This window comes from Gardnerella piotii (assembly GCF_003397585.1).
Taxonomy (GTDB): Bacteria; Actinomycetota; Actinomycetes; order Actinomycetales; family Bifidobacteriaceae; genus Bifidobacterium; species Bifidobacterium piotii.
In genome coordinates this window covers 869,761-893,701 of sequence record NZ_QJUV01000001.1, presented here as the reverse complement: position 1 = coordinate 893,701, position 23,941 = coordinate 869,761, and the positions used below count along the sequence as shown (strand labels likewise).

Here is a 23,941-nt window from a genome sequence, read left to right as displayed (position 1 = left end):
GAGTGTTGCAAACCATCATTATTTGAAGGTTTATTCAACCGCCAGCAAGATTAGACTAACAATTGTTACCTACATTTTATTTGTATTATTTTTTGATTTTTTGTCTAATAAAAGTAGTAAAAACCTTGACTTTTCAGCGTTCTACGATGGCAGTTCTACTGTGTGTAATTTGCTTGCAATGCGTGTCGCACAAGATTTTGCGTCATTTACGCTGTTCGATACTGTCAAAATAACACCCATTCGTCTTGAGCCGTGAACTTCTGGTTTTCCAAAAATTCGTATATCGCATCTTGTGCAATCTTCTTCATCTAATGCTTGCGCAAGATTTGTAAATCCTACAGCACCGTTTCCTTGCACAACAAGTGCGTGGCTTAATGCAACTTTGTTATCTTTTAAGCAAAGAGCAGTATGCTTTTGTGTGATTGGAACACCTAAAATGGCTAAAACATGCAAAGCAAACTCGCTATAATATTGCGAAATCATTGTTACCATGCCAGTATCGTGCGGTCTAGGGGATAGTTCGTTAAAAAGTAAATCTCCATTCTTAAGAACAAAGAGTTCAACTCCATAAATGCCCCAGCATGTTTCGCCGTTCTCTTTTGCTATTTTGCTTAAACCTTCTACGGCTTGTTTTGCAATATTTTGAGCTGATTTTCTAACATTTTCTGGTATGTTTGCTGGTTGCCATGATTGCCTGTAGTCGCCGTTTTCTTGGCATTGTGCAATAGGTTCGCATGTTGTTATTCCAGCGCTTGAGCACACTGTTAAAACCGTTAATTCGTAGTCTAAAGGAGCAAGTGATTCTACGATTACGCGAGATATATCTTCATTATTTTCACTATCTTCACTCTGCAAGTTTTGTGTTTTATGCTTAGATCTTCTTCCATTTTGTGCTTCTATCCAAGCATCTTCAAGATTTTTAGGATCTTTTACAATAGATTGACCATGACCAGAAGAACTCATAATTGGTTTTACTACGCATGGATACCCTACGATTTTTGCTCCTTCTTCTAACTCTTTGTAGCTTGAAGCAAAACAATATGGTGTAGTAGGCAAACCAATTTTTTCGTGGGCGATTTTTCGCAAAGCTTCGCGATCCATTGCAATCGAAGTGATACTAGAGCTTGGAACAACTTGAATTTTTTTGTTTTTAACAACGTCTTTTAATACTTCGGTTGATATTGCTTCAACTTCTGGGATTATTATGTTCGGGTTTATGTTGTTTATTAGTTCTTGCAATTTTTTAGAATCGCTCATATCTAAAACGCGATTTTCTTGCGCAACTTGCATTGCTGGAGCATTTGCATAGCTATCTGCAGCACATACTTTAATACCAAGTCTTATAAGCTCTATAGCGATTTCTTTTCCAAGCTCTCCAGATCCTAAAAGAAGTGCTGTAGTTGTGTGTGATGCTGAATTTAGAATGCCAAAAGTGCGATTGTTTTCAACGCTTTTCCAATGTTCTGCTTGCTCGTTGAGCATGCTGGTTGCATTTGATTTTTGCAAAAAACTCATAGTCTTATTGTGTCATTAAGTAACGTCGTATTTTGTGCGACGCGCCGAAAATCGCAAGGGTAGCGCAAATTAGAAAAATCGTGTATAGTATTCCTCTGTTGTGCGATTCCCGAAGGGTTTCGCGCTGTAATGGTGGCTATAGCTCAGTCGGTAGAGCATCTGATTGTGGTTCAGAAGGTCGCGCGTTCAAGCCGCGTTAGCCACCCCACTTAATCGGCTGCTTCACAGCCGATTTTTTTTTACTCTGTATGGCTTTCTGTTTTGTCTTGTTTTTGTGTTCAAACACGTTTATTTTGTTAGCACGCTTTGGAGTAGAATAAGTAAAGCTATTAATTTGATAATATTGATTGGATAATTTTAAGTAATTCGGTTGGTGTTTGTACTTAATGTGAATGATTGCTGGCGATTAGCTTGCTAGTTGTTAGCGGTTTTTGTACGCGCATTTTATGGAGGAGCGATTTATATGCCAAACAATGGTGGTAAGCAGTCTAAAGCGCAGACTAATGAGCCATTTTGGGAGTCTGCTCTGCTTTTTGTTCCGCGTGTTATTGGCAAAGCAGTTCGCTCGCTTTTTGGAGTTGGGCAATACGATGAGGCATACCGTAGAGATGGATTGTGCTTTGTAATGCTTATTCTTGCTGTTCTTTTTTGCGCATCTGAATGGTTTAGAGTTAGCGGATTCTTAGGCGTTGCTTTGCACTCTTTATCTTCCGCGATTTTTGGCATTATGAGCGTTGTTTTGCCAGTGTGGCTTAGTGCGGTTGCTATTAGGCTTATGCGAAATAGTGGTGCTAAATCTGGAAATCCTCGTGTTATAGGTGGTTTTGTTCTTCTTCTATGGTCAATTTGCTCAATTTTAGACATTTTGATTGCAAGCAAAAATCAAGAATTTAATATAGATGATTTGCAGAAATCTGGCGGATTATTAGGATTCTTCTTAGGTTCTCCTTTGGCCTGGGGATTATCTAGGATTTTTGCTCTTACAATTTTTGTTATTATTGCAATTTTTGCTATTTTAATGATTCTTAAATTACATGTTGAAGATGTGACTCAATTTGTTTCATCTATTTTCTCTAAAAAGTCAAAGAATAATCAAGACTTAGAGAATACAGATGATGAAAATTCGAGTAATGGCAGCGATGATCTTGAGTTTGCAGAAGGCGTTCCAACTCATGATTCTAGTGAATCGGAAAAGTCGCGTAAAGATTTGCACAATTCAATAATCTCTAAAATTTTTAATTCTATGTTCGGCTCTAAAAAGAAGGATAGTAATAGCGAACTTTTAGATGCGTATGCTGGAGATGATGCTTTTCTTAGCGCTTCTTCTAAGCCAAGTCAAGATGGTTACTCTATTGAAGACTACGGCTCTAAATCGGACCCGCAAGAAGATCAGAATCAAAGTAATCATCCGCGTGTTGTTGCTTCTAATGGTGTTTCTAATGGCACTTATGGCGCTAATTCTTTGCCGTCTTCTGGTCAAATGTATATTGACGAATTTCCAAAAGCGCCAATTAGTGGCGAATCGCAATATAGCAATGATCCATGGAGTAAAATGCCTGGTCAGCAGTTGGATCAATATAGGTCATCGCAAGAAAATGATGAAGATAGTGTGGGCAACGCCAATAATGCAAACGATTCTAACGATTCTTCAAGTGAGTACAGCGAAGAGCCGTACAGATTGCCAGATTTGAACATTCTTGTTCACGGAAAACCGCACGCAACTAGAACTCCTGCAAATGATCGCGTAATTCGTGCGCTAACTTCTACGTTTGAACAGTTTGAAGTAGATGCAAAGGTTATTGGCTTTTTAAGAGGGCCTTCTGTTACTCAATACGAAGTTGAGCTGGGGCCTGGAGTAAAAGTTGAAAAAGTCACAAATCTTCAAAAAAATATTGCGTACGCTGTAGCAAGCACAGATGTGCGTATTTTGTCTCCAATTCCAGGAAAGTCTGCGATTGGTATAGAGATTCCAAACGTAGATCGAGAGATTGTAAACCTTGGAGATGTTTTAAGGTCAGATAAAGCTCGCCAGGATTCAAATCCTATGCTCACTGGAGTTGGTAAAGACGTTGAGGGTCATTTTGTAACTGCTGCTCTAGATAAAATGCCGCATTTGCTTGTTGCTGGTGCTACTGGTTCTGGAAAGTCAAGCTTTATAAACTCTATGCTAACTTCGATTATTATGCGTGCTACTCCAGAGCAGGTTCGCATGATTTTGGTGGATCCAAAGCGAGTAGAGCTTTCTGCGTATGCTGGAATTCCTCATTTGTTAACTCCTATTATTACGAATCCTAAGAAGGCTGCTCAAGCTCTTGAATGGGTTGTTAAAGAGATGGATGCGCGCTATGATGACTTGCAATTCTTTGGTTTCCGCCATGTAAAAGACTTCAACAAGGCTGTGCGCGAAGGCAAGGTTCATGCGCCAAAAGGCTCCGAGAGAAAAGTTGCGCCATACCCGTATTTGCTTGTTGTTGTAGACGAGATGGCTGATTTGATGATGGTTGCAAAAAACGATGTTGAAAGTTCTATTCAGCGAATCACGCAGCTTGCTCGTGCTGCAGGTGTGCATCTGGTTCTTGCGACTCAACGCCCTTCTGTTGATGTTGTAACTGGCTTGATTAAGGCGAATATTCCGTCTCGACTGGCTTTTGCTACATCTTCTGCTACGGATTCTAGGGTTATTCTAGACACTGTTGGTGCGGAAACTTTGATTGGTCAAGGAGATGCTTTGTTCCTTCCAATGGGCGCTGCTAAGCCTCAACGTGTACAAGGATCTTGGGTTAGCGAATCAGAGATTCGTAAAGCTGTAGAATATGTTAGAACTCAGCGAAAGCCAAAATATAGGGAAGACATTGAGCAAATGGCTGCAAAAGCAGATGAACAGGCTCAAGTGCAAGCTAAAACAACAGATATTGGCGACGATATGGATGAGCTCCTTCAAGCTGCCGAGCTTGTTGTTGGTGCACAATTTGGATCTACGTCTATGCTTCAACGAAAGCTTCGTGTTGGATTCTCTAAGGCAGGTAGGCTTATGGATTTGCTTGAGTCGCGTGGCGTTGTTGGGCCTTCGGAAGGCTCTAAAGCGCGTGAAGTTCTTGTTCAGCCGCAAGATTTGCCTAAAGTCTTAGCTTTTATTAAAGGTGAGTCTGATTCTTTGAATTAAGAATAATTAAGTATTGTAAAAGCATTGCTAAAGCATTGTTTTTAATTAAGTTTTGCGTTTGCTATACCATGTTTGTGTAGCGGTTATGGAGGTATTAACGATGTTGCAAAATGGTAAGTCTAAGTTGCTAGAAGGTTGGAATTGTGCTCCAAATATTGTGACTTACATAAGAATAGCTCTTTCTGTTGTATTCATCGTTTTGTATCTTATTTCTGGACCTTGGGGCTATGCTTCTACTTCGGTTCGCTGGGCTGCATTTGCAATGTTTATAATCGCAGCTTCAACAGATAAATTAGACGGTTGGATGGCAAGAAAATATAATCAAGTTACAGAGCTTGGAAAACTCTTAGATCCTATTGCCGATAAGCTTTTAATACTTTCTGCTCTTATTATTGCTTCTGCTTTTGGCGAGCTTTATTGGTGGATTACTCTACTGTTTATTCTTAGAGAAATAGGCATTACGGTTTTGCGTTTTTACGTTATAGATAAAGGCGGAAAAGTTATTGCAGCATCTTGGGCTGGAAAGTATAAGACGCTTTCTCAATCTGTTGGAATTTCAATGTTGCTTGCGCCTATTGTTCCAATATTTTGCGCTTACAATGTTTCTGTTTGGGTTGTGTGCTATTACTCGCTTTGCTACGGTTTTATAGGCATTGCTCTTGGTTTTGCGCTCTATTCTGGATTCCTTTACGTGCGCGGTGCATTTAAGCGATAGTAAAATGTGTGACGATTTGGCAAGCGTTTTTGCAAACGATTCTACAGACGATTTTGCAAGCAAAATTCTCGATTTTTGTGTGAATAATTCTTTGCATATTTCTTGTGCAGAATCTTTAACGGGAGGACTTCTTGCGGATTCGTTTGTAAATATTCCTGGAGCCTCAAAGGTTTTTCTTGGATCGGCTGTTACTTACGATATTCGCGAAAAATCTAAGATTCTTGGCGTGGATTGCGATTTGCTTAAAACTTGCGGTGCTGTAGAGCCTAGCGTTGCAAAACAAATGGCGTTTGGTTGCGCAAGATTGTATAGCGGCGCAAAGTGGCAATATGATTGCACGGATTCTAGTAAAGATGTTGATAGTGCAGATTTTCCTGTTATTGGATTGTCTACTACTGGCGTTGCAGGGCCTGGTCCCGATGGCTTAAAACCGCAAGGATTGGCTTACGTTGGAATTTTTATTCCAAATGTTGCTTCAAAGCGCTGTTCTTCGCTTGATTTTGATTTAGTTTCGCTAAAAATTAACAATATTAAAGATCGTGTTTTTGAGTGTAAATGTGGCAAAATAAGCAATCTTTCTTTAAGTAGATGTTCTACTTATTCAGTTGATCACGGTTTTACGCTTTGCGCTCAACTAAATATTTCTGGAGATAGAAAAGACGTTCGTATTGGTGTTGTTAGTGCGCTAATTAAGATTTTTTATTCTCTTATTTTTGAAGATTGGATTTTTTATGCGCGAACGTGAATTTTGGGAGCTTCTTGAAGAAGTTTTCGGTAGAGAATTTGGTAGGAGTATTGCTAAAGACCAAGAGTTGCAAAAGCTTGATGGTATGAGCGCGCGCGAGGCGATTGATGCTGGCGTGGAGCCTAGAATTGTTTGGAATGTTTTATGTGATCACATGAATATTCCAGATAATAAAAGGTGGGGCAAAGATCATAATGCTCCGCCACTTCCAGCAAAATAAGGGTTATTTTATTTTTTATTTTGATTGCGTGTATGTGTTTTTGTTGGAATTTCAAGCCAACACGCATATCGAACAAATGTTCGTTTATGGTGTATAATATTTAATTGTTGGTCTTCTTGCAGCGTGTAAGTGCCTATTGGTTATTGGAAAATAGCCTTTAACCACATTGCTCTAAAACGCTTGCACGGGCATCATGTATTGAGTATGGTCATCAATACATCGGCATGCGAAAGGAGTAATAATATGGCACAACAAACAAAAAAGGGTGCTGTGGATCGTCTTATTGATGCCGACAAGGCAGATCCACGTAGAAAAGCAGCGCTAGAGATGGCTCTTGCAAATGTTGAAAAACAATATGGCAAAGGTTCTGCAATGCGATTAGGAGATAAGCCACTGCAAGACGTTGAGGTTATTCCTACTGGTTCTTTAGCTCTAGACATGGCTTTGGGAATTGGTGGCGTTCCTCGTGGGCGCATTGTAGAGGTTTATGGTCCTGAATCTTCTGGTAAAACAACGTTAGCTTTGCACATTGTTGCTAATGCTCAAAAGAATGGCGGAGTTGCAGCGTTTATTGATGCTGAGCATGCGTTAGATCCAGTTTATGCGCGTAAATTAGGTGTAGATACAGATTCTCTTATTGTTTCTCAGCCAGATAATGGTGAGCAAGCTTTAGAGATTGCGGATATGCTTATTCGATCTGGCGCTTTAGATGTTATAGTTGTTGATTCTGTAGCAGCGCTTGTTCCAAAAGCCGAAATTGACGGAGACATGGGAGATAGCCATGTTGGCTTGCAAGCTCGCTTAATGAGTCAGGCTTTAAGAAAGATGACAGGAGCTTTGTCTCAAGCTGGAACAACAGCAATCTTTATTAATCAGCTTCGAGAAAAAATCGGTGTGTTCTTTGGTAGTCCAGAAACAACTACAGGTGGTAAAGCTCTTAAATTCTATTCGTCTGTTCGAATGGATATTAGGCGTGTTTCTACCATTAAAAACGGGGAAGAAGCTGTTGGAAATCGAACTAAAGTAAAGATTGTTAAGAATAAAATGGCTCCTCCTTTCAAAACAGCTGAATTTGATGTTCTTTATGGAGAAGGAATATCTACTGAAGGCTCTGTAATTGATATGGCTGTACAGTGTGACGTTATTAAAAAGTCTGGTTCTTGGTTTACGTATGAGGGTGAACAGCTTGGTCAAGGTAGAGAAAACGTGCGTCAATTCCTTAAAGATAATCCTGCTATTACGGAAGAAATTAGCGATAAAGTGAAAGTCGCTTTTGGACTAATGAAGCCAGAAGATCAATTTGTTGAAGTAGAAGATGAAGACGATAGCAAAAAAGCAAAGTCGAATTCTAATGCAGAAAATAAGTCAGATGCTTCTAGTAAAGATTCCAAGAATAAATAGTGATAGGTGAGAAGACTAATAGATGATTAGTGTTGAGAGTTTTCTTCGCAATCATAAGCCCGTAGACGCTTCTGTTTTTAACAAAAATGATGTTAAAAACAAGAATGTGTGTGCACAAGATGATTGTAGTTTAGAAGTTGTTAATTCACATTATTCAGAGAATAGTGTTGAAATAGGTGATTGCGAAGAAGACTCATGCCATTCGTCTTATAGATTGCAAAAGTATAACTCTTTTAATAATAAAGCTGTTAAAAAAGTAGACTCTAAAAAAGCATGCGACTTTGATAGTTGCAAAGAGTGTGCTTTAAGAATGTTAGATTATGCTGCAAGATCTTCAAACGACTTAAAAAATAGGCTTATAGATAAGGGCTACAGAGAGAATATTGTTGAATCTGTAATAATTCGTTTAGAAGATTTGCACTTGATTGACGATGAACAATATGCTCAATCTGTTATACGCTCATGCTCAAGTAGAACATTAGGAGAACGTGCAACTCGCATGGAGTTGCAAAAAAAGGGAGTTGCTTCTGCAATAATAACCTCATCTTTGCAAGATGCTAGAGAAAACGGTGTTTTTGAACAAAGCGCATGGAGTTTAGGTAAAAAGGTAGCACAGCGAACAAAAAATCTAGAACCAGATGTTAGAAGGCGAAGATTCTTCTCTGCAGGAGCTAGAAAAGGTCACGATTTAAGCACGTTAAACGAAGTATATTATGCTCTGTTTAAGTCTTAAACTATTAGGACTTAGCAGATTTCGTTAGCGCACTTAAGAACGTAATCTGGCATATCTTCAACGTTAATAACATCGTTGAATCTAGCTGTTTTATTCTTAAGTTCGCTAAGCATTTTAGGAGCGTTTGTAGAAGTTTTTCTTTCTAGCAAATCCATGCAAGCAAAATCATCTAATCCTTCAACATTTAAGCCTAAAGATTCGCAAACAACTCTAGGGAACTTATACGGGCTTGCAGTGCTTAAAAGAACGCGAGGAACGCTAGAATCATGAGGAATATGGCTCATAACAAAGTATCCGCAAGCAGTATGTGGGTCAATAACATAATTATGCTTATTCCAGCATTCTTTTATGGAATCGCGAATTTGATCCTCGTTTGCCCAGCCGCATCCAAAAAGTTCTCGAATTTTAGAAAGCACGTCTTCTGGTACTTCAAAAGCTCCCCATTGTTGCAAATCATTCATAAGCATTTGCAAAAGTCGCGTATCTTTATTGCACATGTAGTAAAGCATGCGTTCCAAATTAGAAGAAACAAGAATATCCATAGAAGGCGCAACCGTTTGATGGAAAGGTCGAATCTTGTTATATGTTCCGCTAACCAAAAAGTCAAACAAAACATTGTTGCTATTGCTTGCAACAATCAAGTGCTTTACAGGAAGGCCAAGCATTTTTGCATAATATCCAGCAAGAATATTGCCAAAATTGCCACTTGGAACGCAAAATTCTACTTCGTCTCCAAGCTTTATAGATCCGCGTTCAACAAGCTTAGAATAAGCGTAGAAGTAGTAAACAACTTGAGGAATAAGTCTGCCTATATTAATCGAATTAGCAGAAGAAAGCAAAGCATTATTGTTGTTCTTAATCGATTCATTAATTGAGTCGTTAGTAAAGATTTGCTTAACGCTGCTTTGAGTGTCGTCAAAATTACCTCTAACAGCGCAAACTTTTACGTTGCTTCCGCTTTGAGTTGTCATTTGCAATTCTTGAATTTTACTTACTTTACCTTCTGGGTAAAAAGTAACCATAGAAGTGCCTTCAACGTTTGCAAAGCCAGCTAGAGCAGCTTTGCCTGTATCTCCCGAAGTAGCTGTAAGAATCATAACGTTTTGGCTAGAGTCAGAAGCATTTTTTGAGCAACGAATAAATTGTGGCAAAATTTGCAAAGCAACATCTTTAAAAGCGCAAGTAGGGCCGTGGAAAAGCTCTAAAACAAAATCATTGTTAGTGCCAAGCTGCTTTAATGGAGTAACTTCGCAATCTTCCCATTGATCTCCATAAGCATTTTCAACGCACTCATCAAGCTCGCTAGAAGTAAAATCTGGAAGGAGGATTTGAAGAACATCTTTAGCGATTTGCTTATAAGATTTTCCAACAATATTAGAAATATTGTAGCGAGTTTCACCAAGGCAATCCGTAACAAACAGGCCACCGTCTTCAGCTATGCCCCTACGAATAGCTTGCTTCGAAGTGTAGGTTTTAGAGTTAGACCTAGTGCTATGAAACATAACTGCATTCGTAGTGTTTTCTGCCATGATTCCTCCATTTGTGTCAATTGCTATACATAATACCCGAAGCGTTGGAGCCTAAGCACTGCTATTGCTAATATGTTCAATATGATTAATCTCAATACAAAGTTTGACGAAACGCATAATAGTGAGCAAGTCAATAGTTCTAAAGAGCATGGGGACTCTACAGATTCTATTGTTTTTTCTAGAGCAGATGATGCGCGAATCGCACAAAGAGAATTTGCTAAAGCTAATGCCACTTTTAAGAACAATCTTTTAAATGCTATTGCTGATTCTCTTGAAAATAACGCAGAATTTATTGAAAAAGCAAACAAGCAAGACTTAGAAACAGCTCAAAAAAATGGTATGGATGCTGGAAAACTAGACAGACTTGTGTTTAATAAAGAAAGAATAGTTAAATCAGCTCAAAGTGTTAGAAAAATAGCACAATTGCAAGATCCTGTTGGTCAAATTGTTCGAGGATACACGCTGGAAAATGGTATTAGACTTTCTCAAGTAAGAGTACCAATCGGCGTAATGGGAATGATTTACGAAGCTAGACCAAATGTAACTGTTGACGTTGCATCTTTGTGCGTAAAATCTTCAAATGCTGTAATTTTAAGAGGCGGAAGTGCAGCCGAATGCACAAATCGCGCAACTGTTAGTGTGTTAAAGCAAGTCTTAAAAGATTTTGGTGTAAGTGAAAATCTTATAGAATCCGTTGATGATTTAGGCAGAAGCGGCGCAACGTCAATGATGCACGCTCATGGTCATATTGACGTTCTTGTTCCTAGAGGAAGCGCAAATCTAATCGCGGCAGTTGTTAAGGAATCAACAGTCCCAGTCATAGAAACTGGTGCTGGAAACGTTCATATTTATGTAGATAAAACAGCAAACTTTAGTCAAGCAATTCCGATTATTATAAACGCAAAAACGCAACGAGTCGGAGTTTGTAATGCTGCAGAAAAATTACTTGTAGATCGAAGCATTGCTAAAGATTTTCTTCCAAAAGTCGCAAGTGAATTAGCGAATCGTAATGTTTTAATTCATGCTGATGAAGAATCATACAATATTTTATCATCCGCAAACATAAGTGGTATTAAACTAGAGCATGCAAATAATGAAGATTGGTCTACAGAATACTTGTCTTTGCAAATCGGAGTAAAAGTTGTAGATGGTGTTAAAGATGCCATTAATCATATTTCAAAATATTCAACGGGTCACACGGAAACGATTATTGCGCAAGACTACTTAACGATTAATGAGTTTGTTTCGTCAATAGACAGCGCGGTTGTTATGGTAAATGCTTCAACAAGGTTTACAGACGGCGGCGAATTTGGTTTTGGAGCGGAGCTTGGAATTTCCACTCAAAAGTTGCATGCAAGAGGGCCAATGGGCTTAGTAGAGATGACAACTACAAAGTGGATTGGCTACGGGCAAGGACAAATAAGGGCTTAAGAGTAAGGTTAAGAATATGCCTGATACATCACAATCACAATCGTCTAAAATTGCTAAAAATCAATCAAACGAGGATTTAAGCCTATCTATAAGCTTATCTAACGGTGTAGGTGCTTCTAATGTGCTTGATGCTTTAGATGTTGCAGCAGAAAGATTGTCTATTGTTCGTTACGTGTTTTTAGTTCAAATAGAAGATGGGATTGCTTCTGCAAGTCAAAGGTCTTCTCTTGAGTATGCTGACGCTGTTTTAATGGGTTGGCCAGATAGAGATAATCGAGATGTTGTTACGCCAGAAAATAGCGAAACAATAGATGAAGTTAATAAGAATTTGCAAAAAATGGAAAGCAATATAGCTGAATTTAGTAAGCTTGAGCGCGCTAGTCTTATAGACAATATGAGCGAAGTTCTTGTAGAGATTACGGAGTGTGTTGCAAACATTAGAGGTGTTTTCCAGCCTGATTTTGCTCTTCCAACGTTTGAAGAAATTAAGCGCGTTGTTCAAGATGAGTGGAATGAAGAAATGGGGAACATTAATCCAGACAAAGCAAATGTTGCTTCCAGCGTAATTGATGAAGTTAAAGCAGATGATGCGGCAGATGCAGCTAACGCATAATGCATATAACGCATCAAATGTGGCTAATTTAAAATAAAATGGGATTTTGTTTAAATGAGTGATTCATCTACAGAACGCAGAATGTCGGATTTGTTCCAAGGTTCTTTTGACCAAAGTCAAGCTAGTGTGCCAGTTTCGGCAAATTCTTCTAGGCTTAAGCACTCTGCAAGAGGAAATGTTCATCAACACCCGCGCATAGGAATTATGGGTGGCACTTTTGATCCGATTCATAATGGCCACTTGGTGGCAGCTTCCGAAGTTGCGTGGGTTTATGATTTAGACGAAGTTATTTTTGTTCCTACTGGAAAGCCTGTTTTTAAGCTAGACAAGAAAGTCACAAATGCAGAAGACCGATATTTGATGACTGTAATCGCAACAGCTTCAAATCCAAAATTTACAGTTTCTAGAGTGGATATTGATAGGCCTGGTGTTACTTACACAATCGACACGCTTCGCGACATTCGCGCACAACACCCAGACGCGGAGCTTTTCTTTATTACTGGAGCAGACGCTATTGCAGAGATTATGCAATGGAAAAATGCTAGAGAATTATGGAGTTTGGCTAGATTTGTTGCTGTAACGCGTCCAGGGTATGCAAGTCCAGAAAAGTTTACACAAATTGAGGCTCGCTCTGCATCTTACGATTCTTGCGACGATATGATTAATTGTCACAATCATCGTTTTCCAGTTGACATATTGGAGATTCCAGCGTTGGCGATTTCTTCAACAGATGTTCGCAAGCGTGCAGAGCATGGGGAGCCAGTTTGGTATTTGGTTCCAGACGGCGTTGTTCAATACATTGTTAAACACGGTTTATACATACGCGATTTGTAATGATTTGTAATGTTTTTGTAAGGATTTGCAACTGTTTGCAAGCATTTGTTATGTATGAAACGGCTTAATTGTTATAGTCTGCGCAAATAGATAGTATTGAACTCAGTCCGATTTTTGTGGACTGTTAGCGAACTAGCGTTTGGAGATATGGTGAGCATCGTCCTTGAAGGAAAGCCAGATAAAAACCTTGTTCTCGTAACTGGTCGCGCGCATCCTAAGCTTGCTAAAGATGTTGCGAATCAGCTTGGTATAGAAGTATTGGAAACAACGGCATACGATTTTGCTAATGGCGAGATGTATGTTCGTTACACTCAGTCTGTGCGAGGAACAGACGTGTTTGTGTTGCAAAGTCATAGTGACCCTGTTAATAAGTCCATTATGGAACAGTTAATTATGATTGATGCATTAAAGCGCGCGTCTGCTCGTTCTATTACCGCTGTGTGCCCGTTGCTTGGATATTCTAGACAAGATAAAAAGCATCGCGGTCGTGAGCCTATTTCTTGCCGCTTGATGTTTGATTTACTTAAAACAGCAGGCGCAGATCGCATTATGAGCGTTGATTTGCATGCTGCACAATCGCAAGGATTCTTTGATGGTCCTGTAGATCATTTGATTGCTATGCCAGTTTTGGTGGACTATGTAAGGGATCGCTTTAGCGAAGATTTAGGCAATGTTACCGTTGTTTCGCCAGATGCAGGGCGAATTCGTGTTGCAGAACAGTGGGCGCAAAGATTGGGCGGAGGTCCATTGGCTTTTGTTCATAAGACTAGAGATATTACGCGTCCAAATCAAGCTGTTGCAAACCGTGTAGTTGGTGATGTTGCTGGTCGCGATTGCGTTATGGTAGACGATTTAATCGATACTGCTGGAACGATCGCAGGTGCTTGCAATGTTCTTAAAGACGCTGGAGCGAAGTCTGTAACTGTTGTTGCAACGCACGGCGTTCTTTCGGGTCCTGCAGTTGAGCGATTAAAGAATTGTGGCGCTAGAGAAGTTGTATTAACAGATACTGTTCCAATTCCACAAGAAAAGCGTTGGGATGGGTTGACGGTTCTTTCGATTGCTCCACTTTTGGCAAGCGCGATTAAAGCTGTGTTTGAAGATGGGTCTGTTGCAAAGCTGTTTGATACATACCCAGAGCACCACGGAAAAGGGTTTTTGTTTGCATAAATTTGCATAAATCCTATTTCGCCACGCCAAGCTTGACGATTTTGATTGTTGTGGCATAATAGTGACTTGGCGGTTTTTCCGCCGTTCCCTCATGGTGTAATGGCAGCACACGGGTCTTTGGAACCCTTTGTCTTGGTTCGAATCCAGGTGAGGGAGCTAGAATTAGCGCCGCTTAGTTTTAAGCGGCGTTTTTGTTAACGCGGTGATGGGTTTAGAAGTGATTTGTGTTTGAATACTCGTGTTTGAGCGCTGTGTTTGAATACTGTGCTTGAATCGAAGAAAGGCTTAATATGTTGGAATCTTTAAGAAGCGGATTCAAACGTGTTATTTTGCCAATCGCAAAGCTTCTTGTTAAATTTGGATGTAGCGCTAACAGTGTTACGATTTTTGGCACTATTGCGCTTGTTGCAACTTCTGTTTTTATTTCTATAAGCGGCCAGCTTTTTATTGGCACTATTTTGCTTACGATTTTTGTTCTTGCAGACGCTTTAGATGGCTCTGTTGCTGCTTTAACAAACAAGAATGGTGGCACTAAATTTGGCGCATTTTTAGATTCAACTCTAGATAGAATTGCAGATTGGTCGCTTTTTGCTTGTGTTAGCATTTGTTTATATCGCGCAAATAATCTAAACATTTGCTTATATTTGCCATTTTATGTGAATAATTTTTTGAGATATTGCGGATTAGTGTGCTCGCTAGTATCTATGATGTTTGCTTTTGTAACATCATATGCGAGAGCAAGAGGTGAGTCTGTTGGAGTAGACGCTAAAAAAGGATTGATTACTCGCGCCGATAGAGTTGCCATAATTCTAGTTTCAATGGGATTAAGCGGATTAACGGGTTGGCTATTGTGGCTTTGCTTGGCAATGATTATTCTTTGCATTGGTGGAGCTATAACTGTTTTTCAGCGCATTTTTGAAGTTAAAAATTTGCTTAAATAAATTCAATTTGGTGATTTGTCGCTAAAGCGCATTAAAATCATCACGTTTACGTAACCGTACACTTTTTAGGAGTATCATGTCAGGTCATTCCAAGTGGGCGACCACAAAGCACAAGAAGGCCGCTATCGACGCAAAGCGCGGCAAGCTTTTCGCCAAGCTTATTAAGAATATTGAAATCGCAGCTCGTCTTGGTGGTGGAGACCCAGATGGTAACCCAACTTTGTACGATGCAATCGTTAAAGCCAAGAAAGCTTCTATGCCAGCAGACAACATTAAGCGTGCTGTTAAGCGTGGCTCTGGAGAAGAAGCAGGCGGCGCAAACTACGAAGAGATTGTTTACGAAGGCTATGCTCCTGCAGGCGTTGGCTTGATTATTGAGTGCCTTACAGATAATCGTAATCGCGCTGCAGCAGATGTTCGTTCCACTCTTACAAAGGGCAATGGCTCTTTGGCTACAAGTGGTTCTGTGAGCTTTAACTTTGAGCGCAAGGGCTTGATTGAAGTTCCTAGCGAAGGCGTTGACTATAGCAAGCTTTTTGATATTGCTGCAGAAGCAGGTGCTGAAGACGTTGCAGACGATGGAGACGTGTATTCCGTATACACGGATTCTAGCGATTTGGTAACTGTTCGTAAGGCTTTGCAAGATGCTGGTTTTGACTACGATTCTGCAGAAATCGTTATGCATCCAAATAACGAGGTTGAGTTGAGCTTTGAAGATGCTCAAAAGGTGTCTCGCTTGATTGACAATCTCGATGATTTGGACGATGTTCAAAATATTTATAGCAACTGGACTGCTTCGGATGAAGTTATGGCTCAGCTTGAGGAAGCAGAATAGTTTCCAATGATGATTTTGGGCGTTGACCCCGGGCTTACTCGCTGCGGGGTCGGCGTGATTGAAGCCGGCGTTTCTCGTCGGCTTTCTTTTATTCACGTCGATGTTTTAAGAAGCAATCCAAAAACTTCTCAAGATTTAAGATTGCTAGAAATTTACAATGGTCTTGTGGAAAAAATCGAGAGGTTTTCGCCAGATGTTGTTTCGATTGAGCGCGTGTTTGCTCAAGAAAATCGAAATACGGTGCTTGGAACTGCTCAAGTTGCAGGAATCGCTATGCTTGTTGCAGCTCAAAGGGGTATTCCTGTTGCTTTACACACTCCAACGGAGGTTAAACTTGCTGTTGCAGGCAGTGGCAGTGCTGGCAAAGAGCAAGTAGAGCGCATGGTTGCGCGTCTTTTGAATCTTAATGTTTTACCAACTCCTGCAGATGCTGCAGATGCTTTAGCTCAAGCTATTTGCCATGCTCTTAGGCCTGCAGGCGCATTGCAAGGAGGAGAGCGAGAGCAGCATTTAACAGATGCTCAAAGAAAGTGGGCTGAGTCTTTGCGTGCGGCGCGCGGATCAAGTTCTGTCGGGCGAGGTATGTAGGATGTCTATAGAACAGATGTTCTATAGACTGTAGGGATTTATTTTGAAAGGTGAGCGCTGATGATCGGTATGCTTAATGGCGTAGTGGAATCTATCGATTCGCGTTGTGCGCTTGTCTGTGTTTGTGGCGTTGGCTACGAGGTATATATGCCTTCGTCAGATTTATCATCTTTGCGCGAAGGTCAAGAAGTTAGAGTTTATACGTCTTTGCAAGTTAGTCAAGATGCTATTACGCTCTATGGTTTTACAAGTATGGCTGCAAAGCGTATTTTTCTTCAAATTCAACAAAAAGTTAGTGGAGTGGGTCCTAAAGTAGCTCTTTCTTTGCTTTCAACATTAAGCGTAGATCGTTTGATTAAGGCTATTGCGGATTCAGATGTTTCTGCTCTTTCTTCCGCTCCTGGGTTGGGAAAAAAGGGTGCACAAAAAATTATCCTCGAGCTTAAAGGCTCTATTGACGTGTCTTTATTAGCACAAGATAGCATGGATAAAAATGTAAACAAGAATATAAGCGATTTTATTGATTCTTCTATGCAAAAAGTTGTTGTTGGATTGATGTCTTTAGGCTGGAAGCAGTTTGATGCTCAAAAAGCAGTGGAAAGCGTTTGTAAACAAGAGCATATTTCTTTGCCAATTAGAGATGAAGATATGCCAACAGTTTTGCGCATGGCTTTGTCTTCGCTGGATAGAGGCAGGTGAGGATTATGAGTTTTGGCGAGAAAATCAACAGCGAGAAAATCAACAACGTGCAATCTGTTAATACTGGCGTATCAGAAGATTCATTAAGAATAGTATCTTCTAGTGCTATAGAAAACGAGCAAATTAGTGATGAGGAGTTACGTCCTCATGCTCTGGATGGTTTTATTGGTCAGCCTTTATTAAAAGCGCAATTGCAACTTTTTTTGGATGCTGCAAGATTGCGTAATGTTCCTCCCGATCATATGCTTCTTGCGGGTCCTCCTGGTCTTGGAAAAACAACTTTAGCAATGATTGTTGCTAACGAATTAGGTGTTTCTATTCGAGTTACTTCTGGCCCTGCTATTCAACATGCTGGGGATTTAGCATCAATTTTAAGCTCTCTAGATACAGGTGAAGTGTTGTTTATTGATGAGATTCATCGACTTCCTCGCGCTGCAGAAGAGTTGCTTTATATCGCTATGGAAGATTTTCGAGTAGACGTTATGGTTGGAAAAGGGCCTGGAGCGTCTTCTATACCGCTTACTTTGCCTCATTTTACGGTTGTTGGCGCAACTACTAGAGAAGGCATGCTTCCTTCTCCGCTTCGTGCGCGTTTCGGCTTTACCGCTCACTTGGATTTTTATCCTCACGAAGAGCTAGAGAAGCTTATTGAGCGTTCTTCCGCACTTTTAGGCGTAAATCTTGCAGGCCAAGCGGCAAAAGAGCTTGCTTTGCGCTCTAGGGGAACTCCTAGAATTGCAAACAGACTTTTGAGGCGTGTTAGAGATTGGGCAGTAGTACATAATCTTAAAGAAGTAAATCGCGAGTCTGTAATCGAAGCTTTATCTTTGTATCAAATAGATACTCAAGGCCTTGATCGTTTAGATATTGCTGTTCTAAAAGCTATTGTGGTTCAATTTAATGGTGGTCCTGTAGGGCTTAATAACTTGGCTGCAATGGTTGGAGAAGAGTCGGAAACTGTGGAAACTGTTTGTGAACCATATTTGGTTCGAGAAGGCTTTCTTGTTAGAACACCTAAAGGCAGAGTTGCAACTGAAAAAGCTTGGCAACATTTAGGTCTTAAAGCGCCCGATAATGTCAGATAGATAACATAAAATAGTTGATTTGGACGGTGTTTTGCCGTCTTAGGGTTGGATAACTTAAGGAGTTTATTGTGCCCCAATTCTTTCAACAGTATGGCATGCTTATTGTTCTTGTAATTGCCATGGTTGGTATCATGTGGTTCCAATCTCGTAACATGAAAAAGCGCCAAACTGAATTGCGTTCTTTCCATGATTCGTTAAAGCCTGGCGTTGAGGTTATAACCATTGGCGGAATTATTGGTAAAGTTGTTAGCGTTGATGCAGATCACGAAGAGATTGTTTTAGATTCAGAAGGTAGTCTGCTTCGCGTATCTTTCCGTGCTGTTAACAGGGTTTACGTTCGCGTAGATTTTAATAGCTACGATAAAGAAGATAGTGCCGAAGGCGCTAATAATGCAAATAGCGCAGAAGATAACGAATCGCAAGAATCGCAAGAATCCAATGAATCTAACGAGGTTCAAGAATCTAGCGAATCTAATGAAAATAAAGAAAACTAGAATAGAACGCTAGGATTATGACAACAACTGATATTACGGTAAAGCCTCTAAAGAATGTTAGTAGTGAAGATGCTAATTATTTAGCATCTCTTGTTCGCACAATTCCAGGATTCCCTAATCCAAAGATTGTTTTTCGCGATTTTCTACCAGTATTTGCAGATGCTCGTGGTATGAACATTCTTATTGAGTCACTTGTTGATTCTTTGCCAGTTTCTAAAGATTCTTTTGATTTAGTTGCAGGTCTTGAAGCTCGTGGATTCTTATTTGGCCCAGTATTAGCTGCACGCTTAAATAAGGGTTTTGTTGCCGTAAGAAAAGCAGGGAAGTTGCCGCCAGAAGTTATTAGTGAATCGTATTCTCTTGAATATGGAGAAGCTAAAATCGAGATTGAAAAAGACTCGATTAAACCTGGCCAGCGTGTTCTTATTGTTGATGATTTGATTGCAACAGGAGGAACCGCAAAAGCTGCTGCAAGGCTTGTTGAAAGATCCGAAGGTGTTGTTGCTGGATTCTGCTTTGTAATGGAGCTAACGGGCATTAACGGAATGAGCGACTTGCAATCCTATAAGTGCTCTAGCTTAATGAAAATGCCGGCTTAAACACAGCAAATAATAGTTTTAGGAAAAGCGTTAAATACATAGATAATCCAAAATAATCCAAGTCTAAACTTTAAGAACGTAGGGGAGAAACAATTTTGAAAAAACTAAAATCTTCTCTTATTAGCGTTTTGATGGGTTTAGCTATTCCAGCAATAGCTATTTTTGTTTTTGCTCTTATTGTTGGGTTGTTTATGTCTTTAACGCTTTTAGTAATTTCGATTGAAGAAGGAACTGGTAATCTTTCTGATTCATCAATGTCTTTAACATGGGCCGTACTTCTTTTTGCACAAGGTGTTGGTCTTGGTTTTGACGATTTTGTTCTTACGATTATTCCTCTTGGATTAACAATTCTTTTAGTTTCATCTCTTGCAATTGCAATGAGAAAGCTAAAAGGCGGTCAATTAGCCAATTCAATAGGATTATTTGTTTGGGTTTTTGCAAATTATGTAATATCCCAAAATACTAATATTGAGTTGTTGGATTCTTTGCCAATAATATTGCTAAAAAGTGTTTGTGTGTATATTTTGGCTATGATGATTGCTGTTTTTCCATATTCTTCTACGTTTGCACAAATAAAACAAAAGTTGGCAAAGCATTTTTCTGAGCGAATAATTAAATGCGCAAAAATCTGTTTTTATTGCTCTGTAAGTGTTTTAGTTATTTACGCAATTGTTGCACTTTTAACAATCATCTTTTGGTGTGTAGTTGGTTCAAGCAACGTTGAGATTGCATTTTCTAAGCTAGGAATGCAAATCGGTTCTAGGATTTTAACATCTATTGCCTGTTTAGTGTGGTTGCCGAATATTGCACTATGGGCATTATCTTGGATTTCTGGAGCAGGATTCAACATTGGAGATATTGCAAGCTTTAGTATTTTTTCTGTTAGCAAAAAATCGTTACCACCTATTCCACTTTTTGCAATATTTCCAGATGCTATAAAAGATTCATTCTATAGAACAGCTTCGGTTAGTATATTGTTTGTTTTGTGCGCTATTTTGGCATCGTTTATAATTTTGTACTCAAAGTTGTGCAACCTTAGAATCATATTTGATAACAATAAAGTAGACTGGAAGAAAACAGCTTTTGCATTTGTTCAATCTGCAATAGTTCTAGTAGCGTCTTGCATGGCAATAATACTTGTTATGAGTGTATTGCTTCTATTTGCGAATGGTAGTTTGGGAAGATTTAGATTAGCACATGTTGGAGTTAATGTAAGTAGAAGTCTTCGTTCCTTAGGCCATTTAACAATATACGGTTTTGGCTTTGCTTGGCTTGTTATTCTTTTTGTTTGCGCAATAATAGTTGGTATTCGACTTTTAAGCAATAAAATTTTATCCGAAAATCAACCTTTGCTTGAGAGCAAAACTGAAACTAGTAATCTTGAGTCAACTAGAACAGTCAGCTCAAAAGCTAATAAAAAATAAATCCTCATCCAACACAAGGAGGAAGACCGGTGCAACAGATACATGAGCAAGAACAAAATGCAGATGTGCTGATAACCACAGGTAAAAGGTCAATAAAGCGAGTACTGGTTTCAGTATTTTGCAAAGAAGGACTAGAAACGCTGGCAGATGCTTTTAGAAAGTGTGGAACTCAAGTTGTTTCAACTGGTTCAACTGCTTCAAAGCTTCAAGAATTGGGTGTAAGCGTTACGCAAGTGTCGGATGTAACAGGATTCCCAGAAAGTTTGGATGGTAGAGTTAAAACACTCGATCCACATATTCACGCTGGAATCCTAGCAGATATGAGCAATTCGGATCACGTAAAGCAGCTTAAAGATTTGAATATTGAGCCATTCGATGCTGTAGTTGTAAACTTGTATCCTTTTGTGAACACAGTTATGAGCGGCGCTAAAAACGACGCCATTATTGAAAAAATCGATATTGGTGGACCTTCAATGATTCGAGCAGCTGCTAAAAATCATAAGTCTGTAGCTGTTATTACAGATCCTGCAGATTACAAATTGCTTGCTAATCGAATTGCTTCTGGCGAAGGCTTTAGTTTGCAAGAGCGCGAATACTTAGCGCATAAAGCATTCGAGCATACAGCCGCTTACGATGCTGCAATATGCCAATGGACTAATAGTGCTTGGCCAATGCCACAAAGCATGATAGAAAACACAGATAACAATGATGATTCGCTTGATAAAACAAGCAAAGATTCGTTACTTCCATGTGACTACACGCGAACATGGACTCTTGAACGTAAGCTTAGGTATGGAGAGAATCCACATCAATATGCTGGGCTTTATCTTGATCCGTTGCATAATGGCGGTTTAGCTCAAGCTGAGCTTCTTGGTGGAAAGCCAATGAGTTACAACAATTATGTTGATGCGGATGCAGCATGGCGTGCAGTTTGGGATTTTGCTCCGCAAATTGCCGTTGCTGTTTGCAAACACAATAATCCTTGCGGCTTAGCAATAGGTGCAACAGCTGCAGAGGCTCATGCGAAGGCTCACGCTTGCGATCCTGTAAGCGCATACGGTGGAGTGATTGCTTGCAATTCAACTGTTACTCTAGAAATGGCACAAAGTGTGCGTCCAATTTTTACAGAAGTAATTATTGCTCCAGACTACGAGCCTGAGGCTTTGGAGTTATTGCGCACTAAGAAGAAGAATTTGCGAATATTAAAGGTTGCAAATCCGCCTGTTTTAGGTTTGCAAGTGCATCCTATTGACGGCGGAGCGTTGGTGCAAAGTGCAGATAAGATTGATGATTTTGGAGATAATCCACAAAATTGGACTCTTGTTTCTGGAAACCCAGCGAACGAAGAAACCTTAAAAGACTTAGAGTTTGCATGGCGTTCTCTTAGGTGCGTAAAGTCTAATGCCATTTTGCTTGCGCATGATTTAGCAACTGTTGGAATCGGAATGGGTCAAGTTAATCGCGTGGATTCTTGCCATCTTGCAGTTGAAAGAGCAAATACTTTGGCAGATGGATTAGAACGTGCTAAAGGCTCTGTTGCAGCATCCGACGCATTCTTCCCGTTTGCTGATGGTCCGCAAATCTTGATAGAAGCAGGTGTAAGCGCAATAGTTCAACCTGGAGGGTCTATTAGAGATGAGGAAGTGTTTGAAGCTGCGCGCGCGGCTGGCGTAACAATGTACACTACTGGAACGAGGCACTTCTTCCACTAAAAATCAATCGCTATTTGCAAATTAGTATTTCTGTAAATAGCTGATTAGTCAGTTAGATTAGCTCGATTAATCATATTAACGTAAAAAGCCTTGGATTGTATTTAATATACTTTCCAAGGCTTTTTATGTATTATACAAGTATGACAATTAGACAGAAGAATCAAGATAGCGAATTAAAATTTGATCATAAAGATGAATTATTGCACGATGCGAATAGCAATGCGAATAGCAACTCAAACAATCATATCTACGTTTCGGAAGTAAAAGAAGGTAAGCCATACGCGCAATGGATTGTATCAATAATCGTATGCGTGTGCGCTGTATTAGCTTTTATAGGAAAAATAATGGCTGCCACAGTTATTATTTCTGCAACAGCCATCATTCTTGGAATAATACGCTTAATTTTCTCTCAACGAAGCCCTTGGAAAGTTAGATCCGTTGCCTTTGACTCTTTTCTAAGCATTGCACTAGGACTTGGTTTGCTAATAACGTATTTTTCTATTTTTGTTTTTATGTAACCTATTTTGTTTTAACTATTTGTCTTCGTTATAAAATGGGTTAACTTCTTTATTCTCGCTATTTTCTGATTCTTCGTTAGATGCTGAAGTGTTTTTGGAAGAATCATCCAAGCTTAAATCGCCAAAATTATTAGATTCTTTAGCACTGATTGAGTCTTTTGAAGAAGAACGAACAAGCTTGCTAATAAGCATAATGAATCCAACAAGAGCTGCTGCAAAAACAGGAGCAATCCAAAATACCCAAAGTTGGCTTAATGGCGAAGCAGCTAATTTCTTAGACTGTGCAAGAATGGCAATACCCGTAGAGCGAGCAGGATTAAGACCCGATCCAGTAATTTGGTAGGTAATAAAAGCACCAACAGAGTATGCAATACCCATGTGTGCTGCATACGTGCATTTAGCACTACCATCTTCGCGCGTATACGTCATTGCTGTTGCAACAATAATAAGAACTGCAATAATCTCAACGATTAATGCGGAGATAACGCCAAAAGAAGCATTAACGCTTTTTAGCTGATTTGCAGAGATAGAAGCGCTTTCAAAACCGTTTACAACAGGAGCAAACCATGTTTTTTCTGGAACCATTTTAGTTTGAGGAAGAATAAAAACAGTTATTGAAGCAGCAACGAGTGCGCCAAGAACTTGCGCAATAATGTATAAAATTCCAGAGATATAAGAAGTTCTTCCAGTAAGCATAGAAGCGATTGTTACTGCTGGATTAACGTGACCTCCAGAAACCTTAGCTGCTATACTGATTGCTGCTGCGTAAGCTAAGCCTGTTCCTGCAGCAATCAAAAGAACATTCACGCCGTACATTGCTGTTACAACAGAAGAGAATGTGTAAATAGTAAATATTGCAAAAACGCTTGCAATAAATTCAGCAAAAATCCTAAAAATAAGAGGTGCAGGAGCAGATGCTTTTTGCTCATCATTTGAACATTTATTTTGCAAAGTGTTGTTCATAACAATTCCTTACG

The 23,941-nt window shown here is 39.6% G+C and carries 23 protein-coding genes and 2 tRNA genes; 22 read left to right on the top strand and 3 right to left on the bottom strand.

Annotation, left to right across the window (positions count from 1 at the left end; genetic code table 11):
- Window positions 1-141 precede the first annotated feature (141 nt).
- Window positions 142-1,515, bottom strand: coding sequence for a formate-dependent phosphoribosylglycinamide formyltransferase (gene purT, locus D0T20_RS04010; protein ID WP_116438452.1), 1,374 nt, complete (start codon window positions 1,513-1,515; stop codon window positions 142-144).
- A gap of 132 nt (window positions 1,516-1,647) precedes the next feature.
- On the opposite strand from purT, the gene D0T20_RS04005 reads away from it, so the two are divergent.
- The 7 genes from D0T20_RS04005 to D0T20_RS03975 all read left to right on the top strand — a co-directional run bounded on the left by D0T20_RS04005 (window position 1,648) and on the right by D0T20_RS03975 (window position 8,492).
- Window positions 1,648-1,723, top strand: a tRNA-His gene (locus D0T20_RS04005).
- A 255-nt stretch (window positions 1,724-1,978) separates the two neighbouring features.
- The gene (locus tag D0T20_RS04000) at window positions 1,979-4,678 is read left to right on the top strand and encodes a DNA translocase FtsK (RefSeq protein WP_116438451.1); all 2,700 of its coding nucleotides are present in this window, start codon (window positions 1,979-1,981) and stop codon (window positions 4,676-4,678) included.
- A gap of 100 nt (window positions 4,679-4,778) precedes the next feature.
- Window positions 4,779-5,393: a CDP-diacylglycerol--glycerol-3-phosphate 3-phosphatidyltransferase gene (pgsA, locus tag D0T20_RS03995; RefSeq protein WP_032815680.1), complete on the top strand. Its 615-nt coding sequence runs from the start codon at window positions 4,779-4,781 to the stop codon at window positions 5,391-5,393.
- 4 nt (window positions 5,394-5,397) lie between these two features.
- Window positions 5,398-6,138, top strand: coding sequence for a CinA family protein (locus D0T20_RS03990; protein ID WP_116438450.1), 741 nt, complete (start codon window positions 5,398-5,400; stop codon window positions 6,136-6,138).
- Window positions 6,125-6,358, top strand: a complete 234-nt coding sequence (locus D0T20_RS03985; protein WP_004130765.1) for a DUF3046 domain-containing protein — start codon at window positions 6,125-6,127, stop codon at window positions 6,356-6,358. The genes D0T20_RS03990 and D0T20_RS03985 overlap by 14 nt, the downstream gene beginning before the upstream one ends.
- Window positions 6,359-6,601: 243 nt before the next feature.
- Window positions 6,602-7,759: a recombinase RecA gene (recA, locus tag D0T20_RS03980; protein WP_116438449.1), complete on the top strand. Its 1,158-nt coding sequence runs from the start codon at window positions 6,602-6,604 to the stop codon at window positions 7,757-7,759.
- A gap of 22 nt (window positions 7,760-7,781) precedes the next feature.
- Window positions 7,782-8,492, top strand: a complete 711-nt coding sequence (locus D0T20_RS03975) for a regulatory protein RecX (protein WP_116438448.1) — start codon at window positions 7,782-7,784, stop codon at window positions 8,490-8,492.
- Between the two features lie 11 nt (window positions 8,493-8,503).
- Here the strand turns inward: D0T20_RS03975 and thrC are convergent, their stop codons facing one another.
- The gene (gene thrC / locus D0T20_RS03970; RefSeq protein ID WP_116438447.1) at window positions 8,504-10,021 is read right to left on the bottom strand and encodes a threonine synthase; all 1,518 of its coding nucleotides are present in this window, start codon (window positions 10,019-10,021) and stop codon (window positions 8,504-8,506) included.
- Between the two features lie 72 nt (window positions 10,022-10,093).
- Between thrC and D0T20_RS03965 the strand changes: the two genes are divergently transcribed.
- From D0T20_RS03965 to D0T20_RS03895, 15 genes are all read left to right on the top strand, one after another.
- On the top strand, window positions 10,094-11,452 hold the full coding sequence (locus D0T20_RS03965; RefSeq protein ID WP_116438446.1) for a glutamate-5-semialdehyde dehydrogenase: 1,359 nt from the start codon (window positions 10,094-10,096) through the stop codon (window positions 11,450-11,452).
- A gap of 16 nt (window positions 11,453-11,468) precedes the next feature.
- The gene (locus tag D0T20_RS03960) at window positions 11,469-12,065 is read left to right on the top strand and encodes a phosphoribosylglycinamide synthetase (RefSeq protein ID WP_116438445.1); all 597 of its coding nucleotides are present in this window, start codon (window positions 11,469-11,471) and stop codon (window positions 12,063-12,065) included.
- Between the two features lie 54 nt (window positions 12,066-12,119).
- A complete protein-coding gene (nadD, locus tag D0T20_RS03955) occupies window positions 12,120-12,899 on the top strand; it encodes a nicotinate-nucleotide adenylyltransferase (RefSeq protein WP_018639219.1) in 780 nt (259 codons plus the stop codon).
- A gap of 147 nt (window positions 12,900-13,046) precedes the next feature.
- Complete coding sequence (locus tag D0T20_RS03950) at window positions 13,047-14,069, top strand: ribose-phosphate diphosphokinase (RefSeq protein WP_016635287.1); 1,023 nt, start codon at window positions 13,047-13,049, stop codon at window positions 14,067-14,069.
- 85 nt (window positions 14,070-14,154) lie between these two features.
- Window positions 14,155-14,225: transfer RNA gene (locus D0T20_RS03945), tRNA-Gln, on the top strand.
- A 134-nt stretch (window positions 14,226-14,359) separates the two neighbouring features.
- A complete protein-coding gene (locus D0T20_RS03940) occupies window positions 14,360-15,010 on the top strand; it encodes a CDP-alcohol phosphatidyltransferase family protein (protein ID WP_116438444.1) in 651 nt (216 codons plus the stop codon).
- A gap of 76 nt (window positions 15,011-15,086) precedes the next feature.
- Window positions 15,087-15,845: a YebC/PmpR family DNA-binding transcriptional regulator gene (locus D0T20_RS03935; protein ID WP_004113651.1), complete on the top strand. Its 759-nt coding sequence runs from the start codon at window positions 15,087-15,089 to the stop codon at window positions 15,843-15,845.
- Window positions 15,846-15,851: 6 nt separating this feature from the next.
- Complete coding sequence (ruvC, locus tag D0T20_RS03930) at window positions 15,852-16,433, top strand: crossover junction endodeoxyribonuclease RuvC (RefSeq protein ID WP_004133171.1); 582 nt, start codon at window positions 15,852-15,854, stop codon at window positions 16,431-16,433.
- Between the two features lie 60 nt (window positions 16,434-16,493).
- Complete coding sequence (gene ruvA / locus D0T20_RS03925; RefSeq protein ID WP_016635289.1) at window positions 16,494-17,132, top strand: Holliday junction branch migration protein RuvA; 639 nt, start codon at window positions 16,494-16,496, stop codon at window positions 17,130-17,132.
- 5 nt (window positions 17,133-17,137) lie between these two features.
- Window positions 17,138-18,217 carry a Holliday junction branch migration DNA helicase RuvB gene (gene ruvB, locus D0T20_RS03920; protein ID WP_016791976.1) on the top strand — a complete coding sequence of 360 codons (1,080 nt, stop codon included), beginning with the start codon at window positions 17,138-17,140 and terminating at the stop codon, window positions 18,215-18,217.
- A 68-nt stretch (window positions 18,218-18,285) separates the two neighbouring features.
- Complete coding sequence (yajC, locus tag D0T20_RS03915) at window positions 18,286-18,711, top strand: preprotein translocase subunit YajC (RefSeq protein ID WP_116438443.1); 426 nt, start codon at window positions 18,286-18,288, stop codon at window positions 18,709-18,711.
- A gap of 17 nt (window positions 18,712-18,728) precedes the next feature.
- Window positions 18,729-19,310 carry an adenine phosphoribosyltransferase gene (locus D0T20_RS03910; protein WP_004130797.1) on the top strand — a complete coding sequence of 194 codons (582 nt, stop codon included), beginning with the start codon at window positions 18,729-18,731 and terminating at the stop codon, window positions 19,308-19,310.
- A gap of 95 nt (window positions 19,311-19,405) precedes the next feature.
- Window positions 19,406-20,734 (top strand): cell division protein PerM, encoded by a 1,329-nt coding sequence (locus D0T20_RS03905; RefSeq protein ID WP_116438442.1) that lies wholly within the window; start codon window positions 19,406-19,408, stop codon window positions 20,732-20,734.
- A 71-nt stretch (window positions 20,735-20,805) separates the two neighbouring features.
- A complete protein-coding gene (gene purH, locus D0T20_RS03900) occupies window positions 20,806-22,446 on the top strand; it encodes a bifunctional phosphoribosylaminoimidazolecarboxamide formyltransferase/IMP cyclohydrolase (RefSeq protein ID WP_162862721.1) in 1,641 nt (546 codons plus the stop codon).
- Between the two features lie 140 nt (window positions 22,447-22,586).
- Window positions 22,587-22,964: a DUF3017 domain-containing protein gene (locus D0T20_RS03895; RefSeq protein WP_116438440.1), complete on the top strand. Its 378-nt coding sequence runs from the start codon at window positions 22,587-22,589 to the stop codon at window positions 22,962-22,964.
- Window positions 22,965-22,979: 15 nt separating this feature from the next.
- Here D0T20_RS03895 and D0T20_RS03890 read toward each other — a convergent pair whose 3' ends face one another.
- Window positions 22,980-23,927: an MIP/aquaporin family protein gene (locus D0T20_RS03890; RefSeq protein ID WP_115757515.1), complete on the bottom strand. Its 948-nt coding sequence runs from the start codon at window positions 23,925-23,927 to the stop codon at window positions 22,980-22,982.
- Window positions 23,928-23,941 lie beyond the last annotated feature (14 nt).